The organism is Streptomyces sp. AK010, from assembly GCF_014207295.1.
Lineage (GTDB): Bacteria > Actinomycetota > Actinomycetes > Streptomycetales > Streptomycetaceae > Streptomyces > Streptomyces massasporeus.
On record NZ_JACHCX010000009.1, the window covers coordinates 160776 to 186684 of the forward strand.

22 protein-coding genes and 1 pseudogene are annotated in these 25909 nt (G+C 71.0%); 17 read left to right on the forward strand and 6 right to left on the reverse strand.

What is annotated here, in order from left to right; translation table 11 throughout:
• Positions 1–13 precede the first annotated feature (13 nt).
• Entirely contained in the window at positions 14–1141 is a 1128-nt protein-coding gene (locus HDC93_RS19160; protein WP_185012116.1) for a CAP domain-containing protein, read from the reverse strand.
• Positions 1142–1302: 161 nt separating this feature from the next.
• On the opposite strand from HDC93_RS19160, the gene HDC93_RS19165 reads away from it, so the two are divergent.
• The 4 genes from HDC93_RS19165 to HDC93_RS19180 all read left to right on the forward strand — a co-directional run bounded on the left by HDC93_RS19165 (position 1303) and on the right by HDC93_RS19180 (position 7599).
• Positions 1303–1584: an acylphosphatase gene (locus HDC93_RS19165; RefSeq protein WP_031108009.1), complete on the forward strand. Its 282-nt coding sequence runs from the start codon at positions 1303–1305 to the stop codon at positions 1582–1584.
• Positions 1585–1962: 378 nt separating this feature from the next.
• Positions 1963–2166: a hypothetical protein gene (locus tag HDC93_RS19170; protein WP_030852030.1), complete on the forward strand. Its 204-nt coding sequence runs from the start codon at positions 1963–1965 to the stop codon at positions 2164–2166.
• Between the two features lie 212 nt (positions 2167–2378).
• Positions 2379–5957: a chromosome segregation protein SMC gene (gene smc, locus HDC93_RS19175; RefSeq protein ID WP_185012117.1), complete on the forward strand. Its 3579-nt coding sequence runs from the start codon at positions 2379–2381 to the stop codon at positions 5955–5957.
• 223 nt (positions 5958–6180) lie between these two features.
• The gene (locus tag HDC93_RS19180) at positions 6181–7599 is read left to right on the forward strand and encodes a sugar porter family MFS transporter (RefSeq protein ID WP_185012118.1); all 1419 of its coding nucleotides are present in this window, start codon (positions 6181–6183) and stop codon (positions 7597–7599) included.
• Between the two features lie 102 nt (positions 7600–7701).
• Here the strand turns inward: HDC93_RS19180 and HDC93_RS19185 are convergent, their stop codons facing one another.
• Complete coding sequence (locus HDC93_RS19185) at positions 7702–8205, reverse strand: hypothetical protein (protein WP_260419655.1); 504 nt, start codon at positions 8203–8205, stop codon at positions 7702–7704.
• A 53-nt stretch (positions 8206–8258) separates the two neighbouring features.
• Complete coding sequence (locus tag HDC93_RS19190) at positions 8259–9230, reverse strand: LLM class flavin-dependent oxidoreductase (RefSeq protein WP_185012119.1); 972 nt, start codon at positions 9228–9230, stop codon at positions 8259–8261.
• Between the two features lie 305 nt (positions 9231–9535).
• On the opposite strand from HDC93_RS19190, the gene ftsY reads away from it, so the two are divergent.
• Positions 9536–10735 carry a signal recognition particle-docking protein FtsY gene (gene ftsY, locus HDC93_RS19195; protein WP_185012120.1) on the forward strand — a complete coding sequence of 400 codons (1200 nt, stop codon included), beginning with the start codon at positions 9536–9538 and terminating at the stop codon, positions 10733–10735.
• Positions 10736–10959: 224 nt separating this feature from the next.
• Here the strand turns inward: ftsY and HDC93_RS19200 are convergent, their stop codons facing one another.
• Positions 10960–11625, reverse strand: coding sequence for a bifunctional DNA primase/polymerase (locus HDC93_RS19200; protein WP_185012121.1), 666 nt, complete (start codon positions 11623–11625; stop codon positions 10960–10962).
• A 445-nt stretch (positions 11626–12070) separates the two neighbouring features.
• On the opposite strand from HDC93_RS19200, the gene HDC93_RS19205 reads away from it, so the two are divergent.
• The 5 genes from HDC93_RS19205 (at position 12071) to ffh (ending at position 19696) form a co-directional block, all read left to right on the forward strand.
• Positions 12071–13567: a hypothetical protein gene (locus HDC93_RS19205; protein WP_185012122.1), complete on the forward strand. Its 1497-nt coding sequence runs from the start codon at positions 12071–12073 to the stop codon at positions 13565–13567.
• A gap of 339 nt (positions 13568–13906) precedes the next feature.
• On the forward strand, positions 13907–15241 hold the full coding sequence (locus HDC93_RS19210; protein ID WP_185012123.1) for an ammonium transporter: 1335 nt from the start codon (positions 13907–13909) through the stop codon (positions 15239–15241).
• Complete coding sequence (locus HDC93_RS19215; protein WP_030231663.1) at positions 15238–15576, forward strand: P-II family nitrogen regulator; 339 nt, start codon at positions 15238–15240, stop codon at positions 15574–15576. Before HDC93_RS19210 ends, HDC93_RS19215 begins: the two co-directional genes overlap by 4 nt.
• A gap of 40 nt (positions 15577–15616) precedes the next feature.
• A complete protein-coding gene (locus tag HDC93_RS19220; RefSeq protein ID WP_185012124.1) occupies positions 15617–18064 on the forward strand; it encodes a [protein-PII] uridylyltransferase in 2448 nt (815 codons plus the stop codon).
• Between the two features lie 81 nt (positions 18065–18145).
• Positions 18146–19696 carry a signal recognition particle protein gene (ffh, locus tag HDC93_RS19225; RefSeq protein WP_185012125.1) on the forward strand — a complete coding sequence of 517 codons (1551 nt, stop codon included), beginning with the start codon at positions 18146–18148 and terminating at the stop codon, positions 19694–19696.
• Between the two features lie 78 nt (positions 19697–19774).
• On the opposite strand, the gene HDC93_RS19230 is transcribed toward ffh, so the two are convergent.
• Both HDC93_RS19230 and HDC93_RS19235 read right to left on the reverse strand, forming a co-directional pair.
• Positions 19775–20377 carry a hypothetical protein gene (locus HDC93_RS19230; protein WP_185012126.1) on the reverse strand — a complete coding sequence of 201 codons (603 nt, stop codon included), beginning with the start codon at positions 20375–20377 and terminating at the stop codon, positions 19775–19777.
• A 136-nt stretch (positions 20378–20513) separates the two neighbouring features.
• A complete protein-coding gene (locus tag HDC93_RS19235) occupies positions 20514–21368 on the reverse strand; it encodes a class I SAM-dependent methyltransferase (RefSeq protein ID WP_185012127.1) in 855 nt (284 codons plus the stop codon).
• A gap of 292 nt (positions 21369–21660) precedes the next feature.
• Between HDC93_RS19235 and HDC93_RS19240 the strand changes: the two are divergent.
• From HDC93_RS19240 to rplS, 7 genes and pseudogenes are all read left to right on the forward strand, one after another.
• Positions 21661–22041, forward strand: a pseudogene (locus HDC93_RS19240) (proline--tRNA ligase); the annotation flags it as partial.
• 346 nt (positions 22042–22387) lie between these two features.
• On the forward strand, positions 22388–22990 hold the full coding sequence (locus tag HDC93_RS19245; RefSeq protein ID WP_031107038.1) for a hypothetical protein: 603 nt from the start codon (positions 22388–22390) through the stop codon (positions 22988–22990).
• A gap of 295 nt (positions 22991–23285) precedes the next feature.
• Positions 23286–23705 carry a 30S ribosomal protein S16 gene (gene rpsP, locus HDC93_RS19250; protein ID WP_010044494.1) on the forward strand — a complete coding sequence of 140 codons (420 nt, stop codon included), beginning with the start codon at positions 23286–23288 and terminating at the stop codon, positions 23703–23705.
• Positions 23706–23707: 2 nt separating this feature from the next.
• Positions 23708–23947, forward strand: a complete 240-nt coding sequence (locus HDC93_RS19255; RefSeq protein WP_031107040.1) for an RNA-binding protein — start codon at positions 23708–23710, stop codon at positions 23945–23947.
• Positions 23948–24029: 82 nt separating this feature from the next.
• Positions 24030–24587, forward strand: a complete 558-nt coding sequence (rimM, locus tag HDC93_RS19260) for a ribosome maturation factor RimM (protein WP_185012128.1) — start codon at positions 24030–24032, stop codon at positions 24585–24587.
• Complete coding sequence (trmD, locus tag HDC93_RS19265) at positions 24587–25420, forward strand: tRNA (guanosine(37)-N1)-methyltransferase TrmD (RefSeq protein WP_185012129.1); 834 nt, start codon at positions 24587–24589, stop codon at positions 25418–25420. The genes rimM and trmD overlap by 1 nt, the downstream gene beginning before the upstream one ends.
• 136 nt (positions 25421–25556) lie before the next feature.
• On the forward strand, positions 25557–25907 hold the full coding sequence (gene rplS / locus HDC93_RS19270; RefSeq protein ID WP_030852073.1) for a 50S ribosomal protein L19: 351 nt from the start codon (positions 25557–25559) through the stop codon (positions 25905–25907).
• Positions 25908–25909: the final 2 nt, after the last annotated feature.

Genomic DNA, 25909 nt, shown 5'->3' on the forward strand with positions numbered 1-25909 from the left:
TCGTCAGCAGGGCTCAGTAGCCGAAGTTCTGCGTCCACCAGGGGCCGCCGGAGCCGAACTCGACTCCGACGCCCAGCGTCTTGAAGTCGCAGTTCAGTATGTTGGCGCGGTGGCCGGGGCTGTTCATCCAGGCGTCCATCACGGCCGCGGCATCGGCCTGGCCGCGGGCGATGTTCTCGCCGCCGAGGTTGGATATCCCGGCCTTCTCGGCCCGGTCCCAGGGCGTGCTGCCGTCCGGGTCGGTGTGGTCGAAGAAGCCCCGCGCGGCCATGTCCTCGCTGTAGTTCTGGGCCAGCGACTGCAGCGCGCTGTTGGCGGCGACCGGGCTGCAGCCCACCTTGGCCCGCTCCTCGTTCACGAGGCTGAGGACCTGGGCCGCCGCGGAGGACTCCCCGGACAGGGCGGCGGAGGCGCTCGGCTTCTTCGGCGCCTTCGTGGCCGTGTGCGAGGGCGTGGTGTCCGGCTTCTCGCTCGGAGTGGCCGCCGGCGCCTTCTTCTCCGGGGTCTTCTCCTGCGTCTTCTCCGGCTTCTCCGGCGTCTTCGCCGGCGCGGCAGACGACCTCGAGGCGGACGGCGACGGCGAGCCGGAACGCTCGGCGTCGCGGCTGGTGGGCGCGTCGGCCCGGCTGTCGGCGCTGCCGGAGGTGCCGCCCTGCTCGACCGGGGTGTTCGTCGGCGTGTTTCCGGCCTGGACCTTGTCGGCCCCGCCGCCTCCGCCGAGCTTGTAGTTGTCGAGGCCGGGCACGGCGCCGGTGGCGACCGCGACCGTGCCGAGGGCGACGGCGGCAGAGACGCCGAGAAGCCCGGTGCGCATAGGCCGGGCGGCCTTCTTGCGGCGGCGGTGCGAGCCGGAACGCCGCGCGCCGCCGTCGGGCGTGAATCTGTCGCTCGCGAAGAAGGCCGTGTCGTCGTAGCGGTCACCCGCGGCGGACGCCTCGTCCCCGAACAGGTAGGCCTCGGTCTTCGCGTAGCTGCCGGCGTACGCCTCCGGGTTCAGATAGGGCGCGATGCCCATCGTCGGGGCGTCGTCCGCGGTGGGGTACAGCGGATCGTGCCCCTCCGCGAGGCCGTCGGGGTGGGTGATTCCCGTGGCGCGGCCCGTGGCGGCGCGTCCGGCGTCCGAGCGTCGGTGGCGTCCCATGTCCTGGCCTTCCTCGTCCTGGCGGTCGACTCGTCCTCGAGATCAACACCAAACTCACCCGATCGTGTGAGTTTCATATGAGATTCGTTGAGGGGGGACGGTACCGCATGGCGCAAGTGGAGGAAGTGTCCGGAGAGAGATTGGACGGTTAGGTTGCAGTCATGAGCGAGGATGTGCGACTGGTCGCCTGGGTGCGTGGACGCGTCCAAGGTGTGGGTTTCCGCTGGTTCACGCGGGCCAAGGCTCTGGAGATCGGCGGCCTGAGTGGCTTTGCTCTCAATTTGGGCGACGGCCGGGTCCAAGTGGTCGCCGAGGGCGGGCGCGAGGGCTGCGAAGGCCTCTTGGAGTGGCTCCAGGGTGACGACACGCCCGGGCGCGTGGACGGCGTCACCGAGATCTGGGACACACCTCGCGGCGGCTACGACGGCTTCGCCATACGGTGATCACTCCCGCCGGGCGGCCCACGGGGCCGCCCTCAAGCGGGTCGCAGGCGGCCGTCCCGGACGGAAACTCGCTGGTGATTGCCAGAACCGCTTGCCTTGGCCCGCTCCACACGCAAGGATGATCGCCACGCCCCGAGGGCCCCGCAGAAGCCGCAGTACGGCCGCTCCAGGTCGCGCGCGCCCGGGTCGCCCCCCAATACGGGGCGTGATCGTGTTGACCGTCAAACTTTTTGGTGAGACGCTGAAAGCCCCGCGCACCTTAGCTGTTTGGCATGGCTGAACGGCAGTACAACTCCAGGCCCTGCCAAGACCGCGGGTGCGAATCCCTCACGACCCACACCGCAGCGGTCGGTCACGCATTGTGGAGGACCATCCATCATGGCAAAGGCGCTTCTCGGTTACGTCGGCGGCTCCGACCCGCGACTCCTCGCCGAGATGCGACGGCTCCAGCAGCGCGTCCAGGACCTGGAATCCGAGCTCGGACGAATCCAGGCGGAGAACGAAGCGCTGACGGCTGCCGCTTCTCACGACAGGATCATGGAGAGCGTTGACGCACACCAGGCGGAGCCTGCGCTCACCTGATCACTGCACCGCTCCACAACAGCGCAGCAGTGGTCGGGCCGCCCGTCACAACCGCCTAGTTGTCTGAAGTGCAAGGGACGCCCTGTCGGCGTCCCTTCTTTCTTGCCCCCGCATCCTTTCACCGTCTTTAACGTCTGGTGTGCCCTGCGCGTTCAACGGCGAAACCGTGGGTTCATGGAGTGAGACCAACCCGGGCGGTAGAGTCCGGCGGCGTGCACCTCAAGGCCCTGACCCTCCGCGGGTTCAAGTCGTTCGCCTCCGCGACCACCCTCCGGTTCGAGCCGGGGATCACCTGCGTCGTCGGACCGAACGGCTCGGGCAAGTCCAACGTCGTCGACGCGCTCAGCTGGGTCATGGGCGAGCAGGGCGCCAAGTCGCTGCGCGGCGGCAAGATGGAGGACGTCATCTTCGCCGGCACCACCGGCCGCCCCCCGCTGGGCCGCGCCGAGGTGTCCCTGACCATCGACAACTCCGACGGGGCCCTGCCCATCGAGTACGCCGAGGTCACCATCACGCGGATCATGTTCCGCAACGGCGGCAGCGAGTACCAGATCAACGGCGACACCTGCCGCCTCCTCGACATCCAGGAGCTCCTCTCCGACTCCGGCATCGGCCGCGAGATGCACGTGATCGTCGGCCAGGGCCAGCTCGACTCCGTGCTCCATGCCGATCCCATGGGCCGCCGCGCCTTCATCGAGGAGGCCGCCGGCGTCCTCAAGCACCGCAAGCGCAAAGAGAAGGCGCTGCGCAAGCTGGACGCGATGCAGGCCAACCTCGCGCGCGTGCAGGACCTCACCGACGAGCTCAGACGCCAGCTCAAGCCCCTCGGCCGCCAGGCCGCCGTCGCCCGCAGGGCCGCCGTCATCCAGGCCGACCTGCGCGACGCCCGCCTGCGCCTCCTGGCCGACGATCTCGTACGGCTCCGGGAGGCTCTCAAGGCCGAGGTCGCCGACGAGGCGGCACTGAAGGAGCGCAAGGAGTCCGCCGAGCAGGATCTGCGCAGGGCGCAACAGCGCGAGGCCCTCCTGGAGGACGAGGTCCGGCAGCTCACGCCGCGGCTCCAGCGCGCCCAGCAGACCTGGTACGAGCTCTCCCAGCTCGCCGAACGGGTGCGCGGCACGATCTCGCTGGCCGACGCCCGGGTGAAGAGCGCCACCTCCGCGCCCCCCGAGGAGCGGCGCGGCCGCGACCCCGAGGACATGGAGCGCGAGGCCGCCCGCATCCGCGAGCAGGAGGCCGAGCTGGAGGCGGCCCTGGAGGCGGCCGAACGCGCCCTGGAGGACACGGTCGCCCACCGCGCCGAGCTGGAACGCGCCCTGACCCAGGAGGAACGGCGTCTGAAGGACGCCGCCCGCGCCATCGCCGACCGGCGCGAGGGCCTGGCCCGGCTCAGCGGCCAGGTCAACGCCGCCCGCTCCCGTGCGGCCTCCGCCCAGGCCGAGATCGAACGCCTGGCCGCCGCCCGTGACGAGGCCCAGGAACGTGCCGTCGCAGCCCAGGAGGAGTACGAGGCCCTCCAGGCCGAGGTCGACGGCCTCGACGCCGGCGACGCCGACCTCGCCGAACAGCACGAGTCGGCCAGACAGCAGCTCACCGACGCCGAGGCCGCCCTCACGGCCGCCCGCGAGGCCGCCACGGCGGCGGAACGGAAGCGCGCCGCCACCCAGGCCCGGCACGAGGCCTTGGCCCTGGGCCTGCGTCGCAAGGACGGCACCGGGATACTGCTCGCGGCGAAGGACCGTCTCTCCGGCCTGCTCGGCCCGGCGGCAGAACTCCTGAACGTGACCCCCGGCCACGAGGTCGCCGTCGCCGCGGCGTTCGGAGCGGCAGCGGACGCGATCGCGGTGTCGACCCCGGCCTCGGCGGCGGACGCGATCAGACTCCTGCGAAAGCAGGACGGCGGCCGGGCGACTCTGCTCCTGGCAGGAGAGGCGCGCCCCGGGGGCGCGGGGAACGGCGCGACCAGCTACCACGGTCCCGCAGACGCACGACACACGTACGCCGCAGACCTGGTCCGCGGCCCGTCGGACCTGCTGCCCGCCGTCCGACGGCTGCTGAACGACATCGTCGTGGTCAGCACCCTCGAAGACGCCGAAGACCTCGTCTACTCCCACCCTCACCTCACCGCCGTGACGGCCGAAGGCGACCTCCTCGGCGCCCACTTCGCCCACGGCGGCTCCGCCGGCGCCCCCAGCCTCCTCGAAGTGCAGGCCTCCGTCGACGAGGCGGCCGCCGAGCTGGAAGAGCTCGCCGTCCGCTGCGAGGAACTGACCGAGACGCAAGCCGCGGCCGTCGCCCGGCGCAAGGAGAGCGCCGCCCTGGTCGAGGAGCTGGGCGAACGGCGCCGGTCCGCAGACCGGGAGAAGTCGGCCGTCGCCCAGCAACTCGGCCGCCTCGCCGGACAGGCGCGAGGCGCGGCGGGGGAGGCCGAGCGGTCCACCGCCGCCGCGGCCCGGGCGCAGGAGGCTCTCGACCGGGCGCTCGAAGAGGTCGAGGAACTCGCCGAGCGGCTCGCCGTCGCCGAGGAGATGCCGATCGAGGAGGAGCCCGACACCTCCGCCCGGGACCGGCTCGCCGCCGACGGCGCCAACGCCCGCCAGACCGAGATGGAGGCCCGCCTCCAGGCCCGTACGCACGAGGAACGGGTCAAGGGTCTGGCCGGACGGGCCGACTCGCTCGACCGGGCCGCCCGCGCCGAACGCGAGGCACGCGCGCGTGCCGAGCAGCGGCGGGCCCGGCTGCGGCACGAGGCGGCCGTCGCCGAGGCCGTCGGCTCGGGCGCGCGGCAGCTGCTCGCGCACGTCGAGGTCTCCCTGGCCCGTGCCGACGAGGAGCGCACCGCCGCCGAGGCCGCGAAGGCCCGCCGGGAGCAGGAACTCGCCCGCGCCCGCACCGAGGGCCGCGATCTCAAGGCCGAGCTCGACAAGTTGACGGATTCGGTCCACCGCGGCGAGGTACTCGGCGCCGAGAAGCGGCTGCGCATCGAGCAGTTGGAGACCAAGGCGCTGGAGGAGCTGGGTGTCGAACCGGCCGGACTGGTGGCGGAGTACGGACCGCACCAGCTCGTGCCGCCCTCGCCCCCCGCCGAGGGCGAGGAGCTGCCGGAGGACCCGGAGCACCCGCGCAACCTGCCCCGGCCGTATCTCCGGGCCGAGCAGGAGAAGCGCCTCAAGGCCGCCGAGCGTGCCTACCAGCAGCTCGGCAAGGTGAACCCGCTCGCCCTGGAGGAGTTCGCGGCGCTGGAGGAGCGCCACCAGTTCCTCAGCGAGCAGCTCGAAGACCTGAAGAAGACGCGGGCGGACCTCCTGCAGGTGGTGAAGGAGGTCGACGAGCGCGTCGAGCAGGTCTTCACCGAGGCCTTTCGCGACACGGCCCGGGAGTTCGAGGGCGTCTTCAGCCGGCTGTTCCCCGGTGGAGACGGGCGGCTGATCCTGACCGACCCCGACAACATGCTCACCACGGGCGTGGACGTCGAGGCCCGGCCGCCGGGCAAGAAGGTCAAGCGGCTGTCGCTGCTCTCGGGCGGGGAGCGGTCGCTGACCGCGGTGGCGATGCTGGTGTCGATCTTCAAGGCGCGGCCGAGCCCGTTCTACGTGATGGACGAGGTCGAGGCCGCCCTCGACGACACCAACCTCCAGCGGCTGATCCGGATCATGCAGGAGCTCCAGGAGGCCTCCCAGCTGATCGTGATCACCCACCAGAAGCGCACGATGGAGGTCGCCGACGCGCTCTACGGCGTCTCCATGCAGGGCGACGGTGTGTCGAAGGTCATCAGCCAGCGCCTCCGCTAGATAGGTGCGCTCTACACCGGTCCCACCTGCAGCTCTTCACAACTTCAACACTTGAACACACAGCCACCACACTCCTGCCCTCAGGTCCGAAGTGATTGCCCTATTGACTTCGAAACTTGAAGGCATAGTCTCGGCAACGTTCCTTTTACCTTCAGGTACCTTCAGGTGGACCTCGAAGGGCTGATTCCCTCCGGCAGCGTTGCCGGTGGCCCGAGGAGTACACGTGACCAGCACAGCGCAGGCACCCAAGTCAGGAGCCAGGACGGCTCACCCCGATCATCTCGGGCACGTCATCTTCATCGCGGCGGCGGCCGCGATGGGCGGTTTCCTCTTCGGCTACGACAGCTCCGTGATCAACGGCGCCGTCGAAGCGATCCGCGGCCGCTACGACGTCGGCTCCGCAGCCCTGGCCCAGGTCATCGCCATCGCCCTCATCGGCTGCGCCGTCGGCGCCGCCACCGCCGGCCGCATAGCCGACCGCATCGGCCGTATCCGGTGCATGCAGATCGCCGCGGTCCTCTTCACGGTCAGCGCCGTCGGCTCGGCGCTGCCCTTCGCCCTGTGGGACCTGGCCTTCTGGCGCGTCGTCGGCGGCTTCGCCATCGGTATGGCCTCGGTGATCGGCCCGGCCTACATCGCCGAGGTCGCCCCGCCCGCCTACCGCGGCCGGCTCGGCTCCTTCCAGCAGGCCGCGATCGTCATCGGCATCGCCGTGTCGCAGCTGGTCAACTGGGGCCTGCTGAACGCCGCCGACGGTGACCAGCGCGGCAAGCTGATGGGCCTGGAGGCCTGGCAGGTCATGCTCGGCGTCATGGTCATCCCGGCCATCCTCTACGGGCTGCTCTCCTTCGCCATCCCCGAGTCCCCGCGCTTCCTCATCTCCGTCGGCAAGCACGAGCGCGCCCGGGAGACCCTCGCCGAGGTCGAGGGCAAGGACGTCGACCTGGACGCCCGTGTCGCCGAGATCGAGGGCGCCATGAAGAGCGAGCACAAGTCCAGCTTCAAGGACCTGCTCGGCGGCAGCTTCTTCTTCAAGCCGATCGTCTGGATCGGCATCGGCCTGTCGGTCTTCCAGCAGTTCGTCGGCATCAACGTCGCGTTCTACTACTCCTCGACGCTGTGGCAGTCGGTCGGCGTCGACCCCGCGGACTCGTTCTTCTACTCCTTCACCACGTCGATCATCAACATCGTCGGCACCGTCATCGCGATGATCTTCGTCGACCGCATCGGACGCAGGCCGCTCGCGATCATCGGCTCGGTCGGTATGGTCGTCGGCCTGGCGCTGGAGGCCTGGGCGTTCTCGTACCACCTCGTCGACGGGAAGCTGCCGGCCGCGCAGGGCTGGATCGCCCTGATCGCCGCGCACGTCTTCGTCCTCTTCTTCGCCCTGTCCTGGGGTGTGGTCGTCTGGGTCATGCTCGGCGAGATGTTCCCCAACCGGATCCGTGCCGCCGCGCTGGGCGTGGCCGCCGCCGCGCAGTGGATCGCCAACTGGGCCATCACGGCGAGCTTCCCGTCGCTGGCCGACTGGAACCTCTCCGTGACGTACGTGATCTACACCGCGTTCGCCGCGCTCTCGATCCCGTTCGTCCTGAAGTTCGTCAAGGAGACGAAGGGCAAGGCCCTGGAGGAGATGGGCTAGGAGTGTCCTGAAGATCTTGGAATTGCGCCCGGCTTGCACCGGTTCGTGGCAATTGATGTTTACCGGCAATCCGGGGCGATCCCGGCGGCCGGAGCAAGATCTTCATCGGTCTTCTAGACCCGTCCCGAGACTCGGGGAGAAGGGCCAAAGTCCCCGCTGCCCCTCTCCCCGTAACCCGCCGCCGCCCCGGTTCGGCCACTGCCCGAGCCGGGGCGGCGGTCCGTCGTCCCACCAGATCAGCACGCCGCCCTCGATCACCCGGGCGTGCAGGGCGGCCACCTCCAGGTTCAGAAGCCGCCGCACCAGCCCCGCCCGGTGCTCGGCGAGTCCGCGCGGTCGCCACGTGTTCTCGGCGATCGCGTCGAGGCGCTCGCGCAGCAGCGCCACCTCGCGCAGGAAGTCCGCGACCTCCTCGGCCTCGATCGTCAAGTCGTCGTCGGCCGGCACCGGCAGGAACCGGGCGCTCAGCGCGCGCACCGGCTCCGATCCCCACACCGTCCGGCGCCAGGACTCGAACCCGGCCGAGTCGTCGCGTCCTTCGGGGACGCCGAGGACCCGCCGCCGTCCGTCCGGCTCACGCACGAACACGTCGACCGAGAGGCTCATGGCGCCAGTGGATCACCGCGGTGCCGCGGCGGACCACCGGATATCGGGGTTCGTCAGCTCCCCAGCCGCGGCAGCACCTGCTCGCAGAACAGCTGCAGACTCCGCCACCCCTCCTCCACCGGCATCCCGCCCGCCAGCGGGTGCAGGACGTAGGAATCCAGTCCGAGTACCACGCACGCGTCCGGGGTGAGGATCCGGTAGACGCCCTCCGCGCGCAGGTCCTCCACGGTCGTCGCGGCCGACTTCACCGCCGAGCGCATCCCGCCCGACTGCCAGGAGGCGTACGTCCGCGCCTCGTGCAGGAAGTGCTGCCCGTACCGCGCCCAGGCCCGGTCCGGGTCCTCGGCCACGTGCAGCAGCGGCGTCTCGGTGGCGGGCATCATCACCCAGCCCTCGGTGCCGTACTCGACCAGCAGCTCCTTGTAGTACGCCTCCAGCTCCGGCAGGTGCGCGCTGGGGAAGAAGGGCAGGCCGAGCCGGGCGGCGCGGCGGGCGGCGGCCCTGGAGGAGCCGCCCACCAGGAGCAGCGGGTGCGGGTCGGTGAGGGGGCGCGGGGTGATACGGACGGTGCGGCCGCGGTAGGAGAAGGGCTCGCCGGTCCACGCCTTCAGCAGGGTCTCCAGCAGCTCGTCCTGGAGCGTGCCGCGCCGGGCGAAGTCCACACCGAAGAGGTCGTACTCCTCCGGCCGGTACCCGATCCCGGCGACCGTCACCAGCCGGCCGTTGCTCAGCAGGTCCAGCACGGCGATCTCCTCGGCCAGCCGCAGCGGGTCGTGCAGCGGGCCGATGATCGCCGAGACGGTGACCGCGACACGCCGGGTGGCGCCGAAGACGGCCCCCGCGAAGGCGAACGGGGCCGGCAGCCAGTTGTTCCCGGCCCCGTGGTGCTCCTCCGTCTGCACGGTGCTCACGCCCCGGTCGTCGGCGTACGCGGCCATCTCCAGGGCCGCCCGGTACCGGGCGCCGAGCTCGGCGGGGGTCGCCCCGGGAGCGACGAGGTTGAAGCGTACGACCGTGACGGGCATGGGGGCGTCTCCCTCCATCGGGCGTGGTGTCGGAAGAGGTTAGCTGACGGGCTGTCAGGTTGATAGGGGTGCATTCCCAGAGATGAGAGGGTGTGTCCCGGCCCACCGCATGGGGCGTGACACACCCTGGGGGCGCTGCTCCGCGCACCCCACGAGTCCTGACACTGGACGCGTTGCGACTCCGCCTTCAGAGGCTTCCGGTCGACGCGAGGCCGGACCGCGGGCCGGCCCGGCCGGTGGGGCTTTCGCGGCCCCGCGTGGACAGCGAACGGCCGAGCGGGCGGTCACGCCATACTGGGCTTGTTATGGAAATCGTCATCCTTGCTGTAGTCATCGCCGTGGTCGTGCTCGGCGCGCTCGGCGGGCTCATCGTCGGCAGCCGGCGCAAGAAGCAGCTGCCCCCGCCCCCGCCCGCAGCGCCCGACATCACCGCCCCACCGGCCGAGCCGCACGTCGGCGACGAGGCCGAGACGCCGCGGGAGGAACCGCGGCGCACGATAGAGGAGGTGGATCTCCCGGACGGCTCGGCCCCGGTCGTAGTCGAGGAGCCGCCCGCCGAAGCTCCCGAGATCGAGATCCCGGAACCCACCGCCGGCCGTCTGGTCCGGCTGCGGACCCGGCTCTCCCGCTCGCAGAACGCCCTCGGCAAGGGCCTGCTCACCCTGCTGTCGCGCGAGCACCTCGACGAGGACACCTGGGAGGAGATCGAGGACACGCTGCTCACCGCCGACGTCGGCGTGCAGCCCACCCAGGAGCTGGTCGAGCGGCTGCGCGAGCGCGTGAAGGTGCTCGGCACCCGCACCCCCGAGGAACTGCGCACCCTGCTGCGCGAGGAACTGATCACGCTGGTCGGCCGCGACATGGACCGCGCGGTCAAGACCGAGCCGGAGGACCGCAAGCCGGGCATCGTGATGGTCGTCGGCGTCAACGGCACCGGCAAGACCACCACCACCGGCAAGCTCGCCCGTGTCCTGGTGGCCGACGGCCAGAGCGTCGTCCTCGGTGCCGCCGACACCTTCCGTGCCGCCGCCGCCGACCAGCTCCAGACCTGGGGCGAGCGCGTCGGCGCCCACACCGTGCGCGGACCGGAGGCCGGTGACCCGGCGTCCGTGGCCTTCGACGCGGTCAAGGAGGGCAAGGAGATGGGCGCGAACGTCGTGCTCATCGACACCGCCGGCCGCCTGCACACCAAGACCGGCCTCATGGACGAGCTCGGCAAGGTCAAGCGGGTCGTGGAGAAGCACGCCCCCGTCGACGAGGTGCTGCTCGTCCTGGACGCCACCACCGGCCAGAACGGCCTGGTGCAGGCCCGGGTCTTCTCCGAGGTCGTCGACATCACCGGCATCGTGCTGACCAAGCTGGACGGCACGGCCAAGGGCGGCATCGTGGTCGCGGTCCAGCGCGAGCTGGGCGTCCCGGTCAAGCTCATCGGCCTCGGCGAGGGCGCGGACGACCTGGCTCCGTTCGAGCCGGAGGCGTTCGTTGACGCCCTTATCGGAGAGTGAGCTCGGCACCCACCGAGGATTCACCCGCGAAAGTCGTACGTGCACGGCGAAGCGCCCGCCCCCGGGATGTGGTCGGGGCCGGGCGCTTCGCCGTGTGTGTCCGTGCCGTGGCTAGGCCCGCGACCGGTGGGCCACGTACGCCAGCGTGCCCAGCACCAGACGGGCCTCCGGCGGGCGGGACGTGGTCGGGGCCGGGCGCTTCGCCGTGTGGGTCCGTCCCGTGGCTAGGCCCGCGACCGGTGGGCCACGTACGCCAGCGTGCCCAGCACCAGACGGGCCTCCGGCGGGCGGGACGCCGAGTCCAGGGCGGGGGAGCGGAGCCAGCGCACCGGGCCGAGACCGCCGCGGTCGGAGGGCGGCGCCGTGATGTGCGCGCCCGGGCCGAGGCCGCGCAGGTCGAGGGAGTCCGGGTCGTCCCAGCCCATGCGGTACAGCAGGCCGGGCAGGTCGGCGGCGGCGCCGGGGGCGACGAAGAAGTGGGCGCGGCCGTCCGGGGTCGCCGCAACCGGGCCGACGGGCAGGCCCATGCGCTCCAGCCGGGCCAGCGCGCGGCGGCCGGCGGGCTCGGCCACCTCGATGACGTCGAACGCCCGGCCGACCGGCAGCATCACCGAGGCGCCGGGGAACTCGCCCCACGCCCGCGTCACGTCGTCCAGCGTCGCCCCGGCCATGAGCACCGGCGCGAAGTCCAGCGGGTGCGCGCCCGGCGCCGGACAGTCGTCATGGCCACAGGAACAGGCGCCCGCCGATGCCCGGGCGCCCGGCACCACGTCCCAGCCCCACAGTCCGGTGTACTCGGCCACCGCCGTGCCGTCCGACGTGCGGCTGCGGCGGCGTGATCCGGTCCGGATGTCGCGCATGCCCCGGCTGATGCCGATCGTGAAGCCCATGCCCCCTCCAACGGGTTCGACGCAGCGGTGGTTACGCTGCGGACGCGATGCGTGACTCTCCGTTTTCGCCTTCCCGGCGGTGCTCGGTTCATTCAGCGCCCGGATGTGCCCAGGGTGGCGTGCCCGACGACGCGCGCCCCCGAATGCATCGCTGCACCCGCTCCTGGTCGTGCCGTGTCAAGTGAATCGCGCGTAGGCGTACGTGAGTTCATTCGATGGGGTGGCGAATGGTGGCGTTTCCGTGTGAGCCGTGGTTGGACGGGTGATCGTAGGATTACTTTGTGTGCACGAGTCCTGGGGGCACATGCGCTCGTGGGTATGCCGGAGGCAAGTCGTCATTCCGTTCGAAGGGTGACAAGGGCCGGACGGGCGGCCGTATGAACCGGCATGCTGATAGGGCTTGGCGCACTCGGCGACAAGTGGTCTCAGGGATGGGGGCGTTCCAGTGAGCGGCAACGGCGGAAGCGGAAGGAACGCTGTGGGCGCGACGCACGCTGACAAGCGCCCGAACGAGCTGCTCACCTCCTGGTTCGTGCGCAGCGGCTGGTCCAAGGGCGAGCTCGCCCGCCAGGTCAACCGCAGGGCACGCCAGTTGGGCGCCAACCACATCTCCACCGACACCTCGCGCGTGCGCCGCTGGCTCGACGGCGAGAACCCCCGCGAGCCGATCCCCAAGATCATGTCCGAGCTGTTCTCGGAGCGCTTCGGCGTCGTCGTCTCCGTCGAGGACCTGGGGCTGCGCACCGCGCGCCAGTCACCCTCCGCGACCGGCGTCGACCTGCCCTGGACGGGCCCGCAGACGGTGGCCCTGCTCAGCGAGTTCTCGCGCAGCGACCTGATGCTGGCGCGGCGCGGCTTCCTCGGGAGCTCGCTGGTGCTGTCCGCGGGCCCGGCCCTCATCGAGCCCATGCAGCGCTGGCTCGTCCCCTCGCCCGCGGCCCCGAGGTCCGCACCCGAGCCCGCGGGCGGCTCCGGGCGTGCCCGCGGCCGCCTCTCCAAGCCGGAGCTGGATCTCCTCGAGTCCACGACGGTGATGTTCCGGCAGTGGGACGCCCAGTGCGGCGGCGGCCTGCGCCGCAAGGCGGTCGTGGGGCAGCTGCACGAGGTGACCGACCTCCTCCAGGAGCCCCAGCCGGAGTCCACCACCCGCCGCCTGTTCAAGGTCGCCGCCGAACTCGCCGAGCTGGCGGGCTGGATGTCGTACGACATCGGGCTCCAGCCGACCGCCCAGAAGTACTTCGTCCTCGCGCTGCACGCCGCCAAGGAGGCGGGTGACCGGCCCCTCGGCTCCTACGTGCTGTCCAGCATGAGCCGCCAGATGATCCACCTCGGCCGGCCCGACGACGCGCTGGAGCTGATCCACCTCGCGCAGTACGGCAGCCGTGACTGCGCGAGCCCGCGCACCCAGTCGATGCTGTATGCGATGGAGGCCCGCGCCTACGCGAACATGGGGCAGCCCGGCAAGTGCAAGCGGGCGGTCCGGATGGCCGAGGACACCTTCTCCGAAGCCGACGAGTGGGACGAGCCGGACCCCGACTGGATCCGCTTCTTCTCCGAGGCCGAGCTGTACGGCGAGAACTCCCACTCCTACCGCGACCTGGCCTACGTCGCCGGGCGCAGCCCCACCTACGCCTCGCTGGCCGAGCCCCTGATGAACCGGGCGGTCGAGCTCTTCGCCGAGGACGACGAGCACCAGCGCTCATACGCGCTGAACCTGATCGGCATGGCCACGGTCCACCTCCTCCAGCGCGAGCCCGAGCGGAGCACGGTCTTCGCCACCGAGGCCATGCAGGTCGCCAAGAAGGTCCGCTCCGAGCGGGTGAACACGCGCATCCGCAAGACGGTCGACACCGCCGCCCGCGACTTCGGCGACCTGGGCGAGGTCGTCGATCTCACCGAGCGGCTCTCGGCCGAACTGCCCGAGACCGCCGCAGCGGTCTGACAAGCCGCACCACCCCAGAACCCCGGCCGCGGCCGGCCCTCCCGAACTGCCCGACTCGGCTCCCCCCATGCCAGGTCATCGGAAGGCCGACCGCGGCCGGTCTGTGTTCCCCCCGGCTGTCCGAAAGCCGAAGGTTGCGCCACGATAACGATCAGCTCGCCCGCAATCCGGCAGTTCATCGACGCGTAACACAGAACGCGCCTTCGTCACGGTCGCGAAACAACGAGGGGCCTCGACCGAAACCGCGCTGCGCCAATCTCGTGGCGCATAACCGGCCCGCCCCTCAATCCGCTCGAGGCTTCGCCCGCACGGGGCCGTACACATGACGAGGAGACGCCGATGGCACCAGCCATCACCCTTGCCGCAGAGGCTCCCAAGCTCTCTGCCGCGAACACAGGGTTCATGCTCATCTGTTCCGCCCTGGTGATGCTCATGACCCCGGGTCTGGCCTTCTTCTACGGAGGCATGGTCCGCGTCAAGAGCACCCTGAACATGCTGATGATGAGTTTCATCAGCCTCGGGATCGTCACCATCCTGTGGGTGCTGTACGGCTTCTCCATGGCGTTCGGCACCGACTCCGGCAGCCTCATCGGCTGGAACTCCGACTGGGTCGGCCTCGGCAACATCGGCCTGACGGAGCTGTGGCCCGGCTACACCATCCCGGTGTTCGTGTTCCTGGTCTTCCAGCTGATGTTCGCGATCATCACGCCCGCCCTGATCAGCGGCGCCCTCGCGGACCGCGTGAAGTTCAGCGCCTGGGCGCTGTTCATCGCCCTGTGGGCCACGGTCGTCTACTTCCCGGTCGCGCACTGGGTCTGGGGCGCCGGCGGCTGGGCCTTCGAGCTGGGCGTCATCGACTTCGCCGGCGGTACGGCGGTGCACATCAACGCGGGTGCCGCGGCGCTCGGCGTGATCCTCGTCATCGGCAAGCGCGTCGGCTTCAAGAAGGACCCGATGCGCCCGCACAGCCTGCCGCTGGTCATGCTCGGCGCCGGTCTGCTGTGGTTCGGCTGGTTCGGCTTCAACGCCGGCTCCTGGCTCGGCAACGACGACGGCGTCGGCGCGCTGATGTTCGTCAACACGCAGGTCGCCACCGCCGCCGCCATGCTGGCCTGGCTCATCTACGAGAAGATCCGCCACGGCGCGTTCACCACGCTCGGTGCCGCATCCGGCGCCGTCGCGGGCCTGGTCGCCATCACCCCGGCCGGCGGTGCGGTCACCCCGCTCGGCGCGATCGCGGTCGGCGCCATCGCCGGTGTGCTGTGCGCCATGGCCGTCGGCCTGAAGTACAAGTTCGGCTACGACGACTCCCTCGACGTCGTCGGCGTCCACCTGGTCGGCGGTGTCGTCGGCTCCCTGCTGATCGGCCTCTTCGCCAGCGGCAAGGGCCAGTCCACCGTCGAGGGTCTCTTCTACGGCGGCGGCCTGACCCAGTTCTGGAAGCAGTGCGCCGGTGTGTTCGCGGTGCTGGCCTACTCCCTGATCGTCTCCGCGATCCTCGCCTTCATCCTCGACAAGACCATGGGTATGAGGGTCCCCGAGGACGACGAGATCGCCGGCATCGACCAGGCCGAGCACGCCGAGACCGCATACGACTTCAGCGGCGCCGGTGGCGGTGCCGCCAAGACCGCCGTCGCCGCCGCCGTGGCCCAGAGCAAGAAGGTGGACGCATGAAGCTCATCACCGCCGTCGTGAAGCCGCACCGGCTCGACGAGATCAAGGAGGCCCTGCAGGCCTTCGGAGTACACGGCCTGACGGTCACCGAGGCCAGCGGCTACGGTCGGCAGAGGGGCCACACCGAGGTCTACCGCGGTGCCGAGTACACCGTCGACCTGGTCCCCAAGATCCGCATCGAGGTCCTGGTCGAGGACGACGACGCCGAGCAGCTGATCGACGTGGTGGTCAAGGCGGCCCGCACCGGCAAGATCGGCGACGGCAAGGTCTGGTCGATCCCGGTCGAGACGGCCGTACGGGTCAGGACCGGCGAGCGCGGTCCCGACGCGCTCTGAAGGCCGAGCTCGAGCAGACGAACGGAACAGGAGCCACTGGGTGACGGGTACGGACGTGCAGAAGGAAGCAGAGGACTCGGGACCCAGCGGCTACGCGGCGGCCCGGCTGCGTCTCCTCACCGAGGAGACGCGGTCCGGGCCGCCGCGCCGTGCGGCCCTGGCCGAACTGACGGACGACTGGCTGACCGGCCTGTTCGCCGCGGGCTCGGAAGGACTGCGCGGCGCTTCCCTGGTCGCCGTCGGCGGCTACGGGCGCGGTGAGCTGTCCCCGCGCAGCGACCTCGACCTGCTCCTGCTGCACGACGGCGGCGACACCAAGGCGGTCGCGGCCCTCGCCGACCGGCTCTGGTATCCCGTCTGGGACCTGGGCCTGGACCTCGACCACTCCGTCCGCACGCCCGCCGAGGCCCGCAAGACCGCCGGCGAGGACCTCAAGGTTCAGCTCGGCCTGCTGGACGCCCGGCACATCGCCGGCGACCTCGGCCTCACCGCGTCGCTGCGCACGGCCATCCTGGCCGACTGGCGCAACCAGGCGCCCAAGCGCCTCCCCGAACTCCAGGAGCTGTGCGCCGAACGCGCCGAGCGCCAGGGCGAGTTGCAGTACCTGCTGGAACCCGACCTGAAGGAGGCCCGCGGCGGGCTGCGGGACGCCACCGCCCTCCGGGCCGTCGCCGCCTCCTGGCTCGCCGACGCCCCGCGCGAGGGCCTCGCCGACGCCCGGCGCCGGCTCCTCGACGTCCGGGACGCCCTGCACCTGGCCACCGGGCGCGCCACCGACCGGCTCGCCCTCCAGGAGCAGGACCAGGTGGCCGCCGAGCTCGGCCTGCTCGACGCGGACACCCTGCTGCGGCAGGTCTACGAGGCCGCGCGGCTCGTCTCGTACGCCAGTGACGTCACCTGGCGCGAGGTGGGGCGCGTCCTGCGGTCACGCGCCGTGCGGCCCCGGCTGCGCGCCATGCTGGGCGGGGGGAAACCGGCCGGCGAGCGTTCCCCGCTGGCCGAGGGCGTGGTGGAGCAGGACGGTGAGGTGGTGCTCGCCCGTGCCGCGCGCCCCGAGCGCGATGCCGTGCTGCCGTTGCGCGCCGCGGCCGCCGCCGCGCAGGCCGGACTCCCGCTGTCCCTGCACGCCGTACGGCGCCTGGCGGCCACCGTGCGCCCGCTGCCCACGCCCTGGCCCGCCGAGGCCCGCGAACAGCTCGTCACCCTGCTCGGCTCGGGACGCCCCACCATCGAGGTGTGGGAGGCGCTGGAGGCCGAGGGGCTGGTCACCCGGCTGCTGCCCGACTGGGAGCGGGTCCGCTGCCGCCCGCAGCGCAACGCCGTGCACCTGTGGACCGTCGACCGGCACCTGATCGAGACCGCGGTGCGGGCTTCCGAGTTCACCCGCCGGGTCAGCCGCCCCGACCTGCTGCTGGTCGCCGCTCTGCTGCACGACATCGGCAAGGGCTGGCCCGGCGACCACTCCGTGGCCGGCGAGATCATCGCCAAGGACGTGGCCACCCGGATCGGATTCGACCGCCACGACGTGACCGTCGTCGCCACCCTCGTACGGCACCACCTGCTGCTCATCGACACCGCCACCCGGCGCGACCTGGAGGACCCGGCCACCGTGCGCTCCGTCGCCGAGGCCGTCGGCTCACAGGGCACCCTGGAGCTGCTGCACGCGCTCACCGAGGCCGACGCGCTCGCCACCGGCCCGGCCGCCTGGTCGTCCTGGCGCGGCTCGCTCGTCGCCGACCTGGTCAAACGTGTCTCGGCGGTGCTCGCGGGCGACGCCCCGGACGAACCCGAGGAGGCCGCGCCGACCGCCGAGCAGGAGCGGCTCGCTCTGGAGGCGGCGGCGACGGGCAGCCCGGTGCTCTCGCTGCGGGCCCAGACCGAGCCGCCCGCGGGCCAGGAGCCGTCCGGCGGCCCCGAGCCGCTGGGCGTGGAGCTGCTCATCGCCGTACCCGACCAGCCCGGGGTGCTGCCCGCGGTGGCCGGAGTCCTCGCCATGCACCGGCTGACCGTCCGCACCGCCGAGCTGCGCTCCGTGTACCTCCCGGACGGCATCGACGGCTCCGTCCTGCTGCTGGACTGGCGGGTCGCCGCCGAGTACGGCTCGCTGCCGCAGGCCGCCCGGCTGCGCTCGGACCTGGTCCGGGCCCTGGACGGCTCCCTGGACATCGCCGGCCGCCTCGCCGAACGGGACGCGGCCTATCCGCGTCGCCGGGGCGTGGTCGCCCCCGCGGCCCGGGTGTCCGTCCACCCGGCCGCCTCCCGGCTGGCCACGGTCATCGAGGTCCGCTCCCAGGACGCCCCCGGCCTGCTGTACCGCATCGGGCAGGCTCTGGAGGACGCGAGCGTGCAGGTGCGCAGCGCGCATGTCTCGACACTCGGAGCCAACGCCGTCGACGCCTTCTACGTGACCGGCCCGGAGGGCGCGCCGCTGCCCGGGGACGAGGCGGCGTCGGTGGCGCGGAAGCTGGAGGAGACACTGCGTGGGTGAGGCCGACCCGGCGACTTGTCACGCCGGGATACCCTGGAGGGCGATTCCCTGTAGCCACCAACCCTGAGGACCGCGAGCGCCGTGTTCGATACTCTTTCCGATCGCCTCTCAGCGACCTTCAAGAACCTGCGCGGCAAGGGACGGCTCTCCGAGGCGGACATCGACGCCACGGCGCGCGAGATCCGGATCGCGCTCCTCGAGGCGGACGTGGCGCTTCCCGTCGTCCGGACGTTCATCAAGAACGTCAAGGAGCGCTCCCTCGGCGCCGAGGTCAGCAAGGCGCTGAACCCCGCCCAGCAGGTCCTCAAGATCGTCAACGACGAGCTCGTCACCATTCTCGGCGGCGAGACCCGGCGTCTGCGCTTCGCGAAGCAGCCGCCCACCGTGATCATGCTGGCGGGTCTGCAGGGTGCCGGTAAGACCACCCTCGCGGGCAAGCTCGGCCGCTGGCTCAAGGAGCAGGGCCACTCGCCGCTCCTGGTCGCCTGCGACCTCCAGCGCCCCAACGCCGTGAACCAGCTCGGCGTCGTCGCCGAGCGCGCCGGTGTCGCGGTCTACGCCCCCGAGCCGGGCAACGGCGTCGGTGACCCGGTCAAGGTCGCCAAGGACTCCATCGAGCACGCCAAGTCCAAGGTCCACGACATCGTGATCGTGGACACCGCCGGCCGCCTCGGCATCGACCAGGAGATGATGCAGCAGGCCGCGGACATCCGCGACGCCGTCTCCCCGGACGAGATCCTGTTCGTCGTCGACGCGATGATCGGCCAGGACGCCGTCAACACGGCCGAGGCCTTCCGCGACGGCGTCGGCTTCGACGGCGTGGTGCTCTCCAAGCTCGACGGTGACGCCCGCGGTGGTGCCGCCCTGTCGATCCGGCAGATCACCGGCAAGCCGATCATGTTCGCGTCCAACGGCGAGAAGCTCGACGACTTCGACGCGTTCCACCCTGACCGGATGGCCTCCCGCATCCTCGACATGGGTGACCTCCTCACCCTGATCGAGCAGGCGGAGAAGACGTTCAGCCAGGAAGAGGCCGAGAAGATGGCCTCCAAGCTGGCGTCCAAGAAGGGCCAGGACTTCACCCTGGACGACTTCCTGGCCCAGATGGAGCAGGTCCGCAAGATGGGCTCCATCTCCAAGCTGCTCGGCATGCTCCCGGGCATGGGCCAGATGAAGGACCAGATCAACAACCTCGACGAGCGGGACGTCGACCGCACGGCCGCCATCATCAAGTCGATGACCCCGGCCGAGCGCCAGGAGCCGACGATCATCAACGGCTCGCGCCGCGCCCGTATCGCCCGGGGTTCCGGCGTCGAGGTCAGCGCGGTCAAGAACCTGGTCGAGCGGTTCTTCGAGGCCCGCAAGATGATGTCCCGCATGGCCCAGGGCGGCGGCATGCCCGGGATGCCGGGGATGCCCGGCATGGGCGGCGGCCCCGGCCGCACCAAGAAGCAGCCGAAGAAGGCCAAGGGCAAGCAGCGCTCCGGCAACCCGATGAAGCGCAAGCAGCAGGAGCAGGAGGAGGCCGCCCGCCGGGCCGCAGCGGCCGAGGGCGGCGGCGCTTTCGGACTGCCGCAGCAGGGCGGCAAGGACTTCGAACTCCCCGACGAGTTCAAGAAGTTCATGGGCTGACGTCCTGCCCGAACCGCACCGAGGGCGCCCCCCTTGTCTCAGGGGGGCGCCCTCAGTGGTGTGCCGGCGGCTCGCGGGTCAGCCGTTCGGGAACTTCCAGATGTACGGCTCGCCGTCCTCCTCGGCCCAGTGAACCTCGACACTCTTGGCGTTCGCCGGGATCACGTACGTCTCGCAGAAGACATGGCTCTCGCCCTGCTTCCAGCTGTCGACGTCGTACGGGTCCTCGCAGCCCGCCGCGTCCTCGGACGCGCCGATGAGGACGGTGCCGCGCTGCCCGTCGGCGAAGACCGTGGTGCCGTCGTGCACATCGGAACCGTCGGTGAGGGCGGGCCCGCTCTTGTGGGTGTACTTCAGGAGCGCGACGGCCAGCACCTTGCCCTTGACCTTGTCGGGCTCCGAGACGACCTTCGCCGCCTCCGCCTCGGAGCCCATGTCGACCTTCTGTGCCAGGACCTCGTAGGTGACCTCGCCCGGGTCCTCCGCGACCTTGCCCGTCGCGCTCTCGCCGGTCCCCATCTCGCCGCCGGAAGCGGGCTCCGGCGACGGCGAGGTCTTGGCCTGGGCGGTGCCCGTGCTCTTCGCGTCGGCGGTGTCGTCGCCGCCCCCGCAGGCGGTGAGCGTCAGAGCGAGGACGGCGACGGGCGCGACGAGGCGCAGCGCGGTCCGGTGGTGCGGCACAGCAGCTCCTGTATGCAGATGTGTAGGTCCCCCGAACGGTGGATCACATGAGGCGTTCATGATCCACTTCGTGAAACCAAAAGCACCTCGTGGTGCCTTCTTCACACTGTTCACACCTGCACCGGAAAAGCGTGCGTCAGGGTGTCCGGGCGATCAGGTACCGGAACACGTTCGGCATCCATACCGTCCCGTCCTGCCGCTGGTGCGGATGCAGGGCCTCGGTCAGCTCCTTGTCCACCTGCACCTGGTCCGTCGCCGTCATCGCCGCGTCGAACAGTCCCGTCGATTTCAGGCCGCGTACCGCGCTGTCCACGTCGGCGTATCCGAAGGGGCACGCCACCCGCCCCGACCCGTCCGGCTTGAGACCGGCCCGCTGGGCGACGTCCTCCAGGTCGTCGCGGCAGGCCGGACGCCAGCTGCCCGCATGGCGCAGCGGCTCCGCCAGTTTCGTGGCCACCCGCATCACGGACGCCGTGGCGCACCGCTCCGGCGGACCCCAGCCGGCCAGCACCACGGCCGCACCGCGCCGGGCGAGCGGTGCCGCCTCCGCGAGCAGCCCGCCCAGCCCCTCCGAGTCGCCCGCGAGGCACCCGATCGGTTCGAAGGCGGTCACCAGGGTGTACCCCGGAGCGCCCGGCACCGCCGTATCCCGGGGAGAGCCGTCGACCAGCCGGATGTCCGGCCGCGCGCGCGTGCCCGGCGCCTCGGGCAGCAGCCGCTCCCGCGCCAGGGTCATTCTTTCGGGGGAGACGTCGACACCGGTGACCGACGCTCCCCGGGCGGCGGCCATCAGCAGGGAGAGCCCGGAACCGCAGCCGAGGCCGAGCAGCCGCGTGGCGGGACCCACTTCCAGTCGCTCGTAGACGGCCTCGTAGAGCGGTACCAGCATCCGCTCCTGGATCTCGGACCAGTCACGCGCGCGTGCACGCAGGTCCACGCGGGGTTTCGCCCCCGCGTGAGGCAGGTGCTGCCGCACGAGCGTAGGTGTCATAAGTAAGCGCCCCAATCCGCCGAGAGTTGCCTCTTGCCCGATTCCATGGCCCCCGTGACAGTGCGCTCGCACTACCCCCGTATGCCAGGAAACTCCCCCCTCGACCTGTCGTCCAGTGGAATGGGGCAGGGCTTGTGAGTTGTCATGTGCCTATGGCGAGATTTCACATTCCGGCAACGTGAGCCCGTACCATCCCGCCATGACCAAGGCACCCGTTCTCACCCCCCGGGCGGACGATTTCCCTCGCTGGTACCAGGACTTGATCACCAAGGCGGAGCTCGCCGACAACGGTCCGGTGCGCGGCACCATGGTCATGGAGAACGGCACCGCGATGCTGGCCCGCCGCATCCCCGGCGGCAAGGAGCCGGTCGCGCTGGACGCTCTGGCCGGGCTGCTCCCCGGGATCCTCGAGGAGGACCAGGCGACGCTGCTCAGGCAGTCCCGCGAGCGCCGCGAGTCCCGTACGACGGAGGTCTCCACGTTCGAGGAGGCCGTCGAGGCGGCCACCGCCGGCGGCTGGGCGCGCATCCCCTGGGCCGCGCTCGGCGAGGAGGGCGAGTCCAAGCTCGCCGATCACGCGGTGACCGTACGGTGTCTGGTCGCCGAGGACGGGTCGGTGCCGGACGCCGACGACGCACCCGGTAACGTCGCGGTCGTCGCACGCGCTTACTGAGGTGGGACACGCGCTCACCGGGGGTGGGGCAGGCGCATGCCGGGTGGGGCGCGAGGCGACCGAAACACCTCTTGCGCATCAGCGGACTCCTGTCGCCCCGGCGTGTGGACAGGTAATACGCGCCGATCGAGAGGGTGGCCCGGAGGGCCTCGGTTGAGGGTGGTGGCGGGAGACGGGCGGGCGTACGCGGTACTACGCACCGCATTGCGGTGAGCTGTGCGGCTTATCCACAGATATGCGCACCCGCCCTCGTCGGGACGCATCAGAGGCAACTGACGGGTACGTGCAAATTATTTGGGATGGCCCGGAATCGGAACACTGGGGCACCCCGGCTCGTTGTCATTACGTGAGCACGACACAGACACCACCTGTACTCGCCGCAGAGCTGGCACAGGCGTGGGCCGATATTCAGCGGTACCACCCCGAGCTGCCCGACCTTGCCGCGCCAGAGTCCCTGATCGGGGAGTCGTCGTCCGCGTGCGGTCACGAGCTCTCCTTCGAGCGACTGCTCCATGAGGCAGTCCATGGCATCGCCGCCTCGCGTGGCGTCCGCGACACCTCCCGTGCCGGCCGCTACCACAACCGCAGATTCCTCGCGATCGCCGAGGAGCTGGGCCTGGACCACCCCGAGGAACCGCATCCCAGCAGCGGCTTCTCCCTGGTCACGCTCACCCCCGAGGCGAAGCGGCGCTACCGCCCGACGATGGAGCGTCTCCAGCGCGCCCTCAAGGCACACACCGCCGCGACCTCCTCCGACACCTCCCGCACCTTCCGGGGACCGGCCGCCCGGCACGGCTCCTCCGGCGGCGGCGTACGCGTCAAGGCCGTCTGTGACTGCGGTCGCAACGTCCGCGTCGTCCCGTCGGTCCTCGCCCAGGCCCCCATCGTCTGCGGCGGCTGCGGCAAGCCGTTCCGGATCCCGGACGTCGTGGGAGCGGTAGCGAGCTGACGCCCCGCACCGGCAACTCGTGGCTGCCGGTCCGCGGCGCAGGGCTCGGGCCGTGACGCGCACCCGACGTACCCCACTCACGCCGGGTGCGCTCCCGGCATGCCCGCACGGCGGCCCCGGGGCCCGGGCCCGGAGCGACCCGCGGGGTGTGGCACAATGGCTAGCTGTACTCGACAGTCGCACAGGAACCCTCTCGCCTCCGGCTGACGCGTCCATCGGGCACTCGGGTACCGCAAATCCCCACGCGGCATTTCCGCCGTGCCCAACCACGTCAAAACCAGGAGAACCCACTCCCGTGGCAGTCAAGATCAAGCTGAAGCGTCTGGGCAAGATCCGTTCGCCTCACTACCGCATCGTCGTCGCCGACTCCCGGACCCGCCGTGACGGCCGGGCCATCGAGGAGATCGGCAAGTACCACCCGACGTACAACCCGTCGGTGATCGAGGTCGACGCCGAGCGTGTGGCGTACTGGCTCGGTGTCGGCGCCCAGCCGACCGAGCCCGTGATGGCCATCCTCAAGAAGACCGGCGACTGGCAGAAGTTCAAGGGCGAGCCCGCCCCGGCTCCGCTGCTGACGCAGCCCGAGAAGGCCGCGCGCCCGTCGTTCGAGGCCATCGGCGGCGACGACGAGGGCAAGGGTGAGGCGATCACCCAGAAGAAGAAGGCTGAGAAGAAGGACGAGGCGGCCGCCGAGTCCGCTTCGACCGAGGCCTGAGCATGCTCGAGGAGGCTCTCGAGCACCTCGTGAAGGGCATCGTCGACAACCCTGACGATGTGCAGGTCGCCTCGCGCAACCTGCGCCGCGGGCAAGTGCTCGAGGTCCGGGTCCACCCGGACGACCTCGGCAAGGTGATCGGCCGCAACGGCCGCACCGCACGCGCCCTGCGCACCGTCGTGGGCGCCATCGGCGGTCGCGGCATCCGCGTCGACCTCGTCGACGTGGACCACGTCCGCTGACGCTTATCACGCAACCGGCTCGGGCCGGGGAGGGCCTGAGGGCCGTCCCCGGCCCGCAGTCGTATGACAGGAGATTGCACACGTGCAGCTGGTAGTCGCACGGATCGGCCGTGCCCATGGCATCAAGGGTGAGGTCACCGTCGAGGTACGGACCGACGAGCCTGAGCTGAGGCTGGGCCCCGGCGCCGTACTCGCCACCGATCCCGCCGGCGCGGGACCGCTCACCATCGAGACGGGCCGCGTCCACAGCGGCCGCCTCCTGCTGCGCTTCGAGGGCGTCAGTGACCGCAGCGGCGCCGAGGCCCTGCGCAACACCCTCCTGATCGCCGAGATCGACCCGGAGGAGCTGCCCGAGGGCGAGGACGAGTACTACGACCACCAGCTCGTGGACCTCGACGTGGTCACCGCGGACGGCATCGAGGTCGGACGGATCACGGAGATCTCCCACCTGCCCTCGCAGGACCTGTTCATCGTCGAGCGCCCCGACGGCAGCGAGGTGATGATCCCCTTCGTCGAGGAGATCGTCACCGAGATCGACCTCGAGGAGCAGAAGGCCGTCGTCAACCCGCCGCCGGGCCTGATCGACGACCGCGCAGAGATCGCCTCCAGCCGGGACGACTCCGGTCGGGAAGAGTCGTGATGCGCCTCGACGTCGTCACGATCTTCCCCGAGTACCTGGAACCGCTGAACGTCTCCCTCGTCGGCAAGGCACGCGCGCGTGGACAGCTGAACGTGCACGTCCACGACCTGCGTTCCTGGACCTACGACCGGCACAACACCGTCGACGACACCCCGTACGGCGGCGGCCCCGGCATGGTCATGAAGACCGGCCCGTGGGGTGACGCACTGGACTCCGTCCTGGCCGACGGCTACGAGACGGGCTCCCGGGCGCCGGCCCTCATCGTCCCCACCCCCAGCGGCCGTCCCTTCACCCAGGAACTCGCCGTCCAGCTCTCCGAGCGGCCCTGGCTGATCTTCACCCCGGCCCGCTACGAGGGCATCGACCGCCGTGTCGTCGACGAGTACGCGACCCGGATGCCGGTCTACGAGGTGTCCATCGGCGACTACGTCCTGGCCGGCGGCGAGGCGGCCGTCCTCGTCGTCACGGAGGCCGTGGCGCGGCTGCTGCCCGGGGTCCTGGGCAACGCCGAGTCCCACCGCGACGACTCCTTCGCGCCCGGTGCCATGGCGAGCCTGCTGGAGGGGCCCGTCTACACCAAGCCGCCAAAGTGGCGCGGCCGGGACATCCCCGAGGTGCTCCTCAGCGGCCACCACGGCAAGATCGCCCGGTGGCGCCGCGACGAGGCCCTGAAGCGCACGACCGCCAACCGGCCCGACCTCATCGAGCGGTGCGACCCCAAGGCCTTCGGCAAGAAGGACCGCGAGATGCTCTCCATCCTGGGCTGGGCAGCCGACCCGGCGGGGGAGCCGTACGGCCGATTTTGGCGCAGGACCGACGGCGTGGAAGAATAGCGAGCTGTTGTGCGTCCGTCCGGCGTGCGCCCCTGCCACAGGGGGAGACGACGTCCGCCCCGACCCGCACACACCTGATCCCGAAACACCTAGTTTCCGTTGATGACCTGTGGCATCAGCGAGGAAAGCAGACACAATGTCTCACCTGCTCGACACCGTCGACTCCGCGTCGCTGCGCAGCGACGTCCCCGCCTTCCGTCCGGGCGACACCGTCAACGTCCACGTCCGCGTCATCGAGGGCAACCGCTCCCGTGTGCAGCAGTTCAAGGGCGTTGTGATCCGTCGCCAGGGCTCCGGCGTGCGCGAGACCTTCACGGTCCGCAAGGTCTCCTTCTCCGTCGGCGTCGAGCGCACCTTCCCGGTGCACACCCCGATCGTGGAGAAGATCGAGCTCGTCACCAAGGGTGATGTCCGCCGCGCCAAGCTGTACTACCTGCGCGAGCTGCGCGGCAAGGCCGCGAAGATCAAGGAGAAGCGCGAGAACTGAGC